Here is a 2,102-nt window from a genome sequence, read left to right as displayed (position 1 = left end):
CGCGCCGCGCCGCACCACGCCCCGTTCGCCGCCGAGCTGGCCGGGTTCGTCGAGTGGGCCGGGCCAACGCGGCGGCACGAGCCGGTCGACGTGGGCCGGATCACGCCCACGCTCTACGAGTGGGCGGGCGGTGCGCAGGCGTTCGAGGAGCTGTTGCGGGCCTTCTACCGCCGCGTGCCCGACGACGAGCTGCTGGCCCCGCTGTTCGCGGGCATGGACCCGCAGCACGCGCACCACGTCGCGCAGTGGCTCGGTGAGGTCTTCGGCGGCCCGCGGGACTACTCGACGTCGCGGGGCGGGCACCGGGGGATGGTCGGCAGGCACGCCGGCAAGGGCATCACCGAGCGGCAGCGCAGGCGGTGGGTCTCGCTCCTGCTCGACACGGCGGACGACGTCGGCCTGCCCGACGACCCGGAGTTCCGCTCGGCGTTCGTCGGCTACCTGGAGTGGGGCACGCGGATGGCGGTGGTCTTCTCCACCCCCGGCGTCCGGGCGGACCCGGCCGAACCCATGCCGACGTGGGACTGGGGCAACGCGCGGCCCTGGCGGGGGTGACCGCGCCTCACGACCACCGGTCGCCGCCCACCGGCGGCACGGTGTGCTTGCGGACGTGCTCGAACAGCAGGTTGGTCTGCACCTCGCTGACCTCGCGGCGGGTGGTGAAGCGGTCCAGGACCAGGCGTTGCAGGTGGGCCGTGTCGGCCACGGCGACGTGCACCAGGAAGTCCTCCGGCCCGGCCACGTGCGACAGCGCCAGCACCTCCGGCAGCGTCAGCACGTAGTCCATGAACGGCTCGACGATCGCCCTGGTGTGCGGCCGGACCCGCACCGCGATGATCGCCTGCACCGGCCGCCCCACCGCGGCCAGGTCGACCTCCGCGTGGTAGCCGGTGATCACGCCCCGCTCCCGCAGCGACCGGTGCCGGACCACGCACGTGGACGCCGCCACGTTGACCCGGTCGGCCAGGTCCTTGTTGGGCAGCCGAGCGTCCTTCTGCAACTCCTGCACGATCGCCGCGTCCACCGAATCCAACAAGTCGAACTCCTCCCGCCGCCGAAGATCCTGCGGAAGTTTCCCCCGAACGCCGACGTGAAGTCCACGATCCCGGCATGAAGCGGTTGCGAACGACGGCGGTGCACGGTGGGCGCGACGACCTCGCGGACCTGGGTGTGCACGCCCTGCCCATCGACCTGTCCACCACCTACCCGGTCCCCGACCAGGTCGAGGGCGGCCACGCCCTGCAACACCTGGCCGAGGGCGCGGCGCGGGCCGCCTCGCCGGTCTACGCCCGGCTGCACAACCCCACCGTGGCCCGGTTCGAGCAGGCCCTGGCCGCGCTGGAGGGCACGTCGGCCGCGGTGGCGTTCGGCAGCGGCATGGCCGCGGTGACCGCCGTGGTGCAGGCCGCGTGCGTGCTGACCGACAAGCCGCACGTGGTCGCGGTGCGTCCCCTCTACGGCGGCACCGACCACCTGCTCTCGTCCGGCCTGCTCGGCGTCCGCACGACCTACGCGACCGCCGACCGGGTGGCCGACGCCGTCACGCCGCGGACCGGGCTGGTGGTGGTCGAGACACCGGCCAACCCCAACCTGGACCTGGTCGACATCGCCGCCGTCGTCGCGCAGGCCGGCGACGTGCCGGTGGTCGTGGACAACACCTTCGCCACGCCGGTGCTGCAGAACCCGGCGGCGCTGGGCGCGACCTACGTGCTGCACTCGGGCACCAAGTACCTCGGCGGGCACGGCGACGTGCTCGGCGGCGTGGTGGCGTGCGCCGAGGAGCACGCCGGACCGCTGCGCCAGGTCCGGATCGTCACCGGCGCCGTGCTGCACCCGCTGGGCGGCTACCTGATGCACCGCGGCCTGGCCACGCTGCCGCTGCGGGTCGAGGCCGCGCAGCGCACCGCGGTGGAGCTGGCCGCCAGGCTCGACGCGCATCCCGGCACCGGCCTGGTGCGGCACCCGAGCCTGCCCGGCGCCGACCCGTGCGGCCTGCTCGGCACGCAGCTGCGCGGGCCGGGCGCGGTGCTCGCGTTCACCACCCGCGAGGACCCCGCCGCGGTGGAGCGCAGGCTGCGGCTCGACTCGCCCGCGGTGAGCCT

The 2,102-nt window shown here is 74.7% G+C and carries 3 protein-coding genes; 2 read left to right on the top strand and 1 reads right to left on the bottom strand.

The features are described 5' to 3' along the window. Positions 1–555 (top strand): group II truncated hemoglobin (locus tag AB0G02_RS36680; RefSeq protein ID WP_360804034.1); only part of this gene is annotated, 555 nt, incomplete at its 5' end. Positions 556–562: 7 nt separating this feature from the next. On the opposite strand, the gene AB0G02_RS36675 is transcribed toward AB0G02_RS36680, so the two are convergent. After that, positions 563–1,036, bottom strand: a complete 474-nt coding sequence (locus AB0G02_RS36675) for an Lrp/AsnC family transcriptional regulator (protein ID WP_360804031.1) — start codon at positions 1,034–1,036, stop codon at positions 563–565. 74 nt (positions 1,037–1,110) lie between these two features. On the opposite strand from AB0G02_RS36675, the gene AB0G02_RS36670 reads away from it, so the two are divergent. After that, positions 1,111–2,102: aminotransferase class I/II-fold pyridoxal phosphate-dependent enzyme (locus AB0G02_RS36670; protein WP_360804028.1), on the top strand; the 992-nt coding region annotated here is incomplete at its 3' end.

The organism is Actinosynnema sp. NPDC023658 (assembly GCF_040639995.1).
Lineage (GTDB): Bacteria > Actinomycetota > Actinomycetes > Mycobacteriales > Pseudonocardiaceae > Actinosynnema.
The sequence above is the reverse complement of the archived record's forward strand: the minus strand, read 5'-3'. Positions and strand labels throughout refer to the sequence as shown.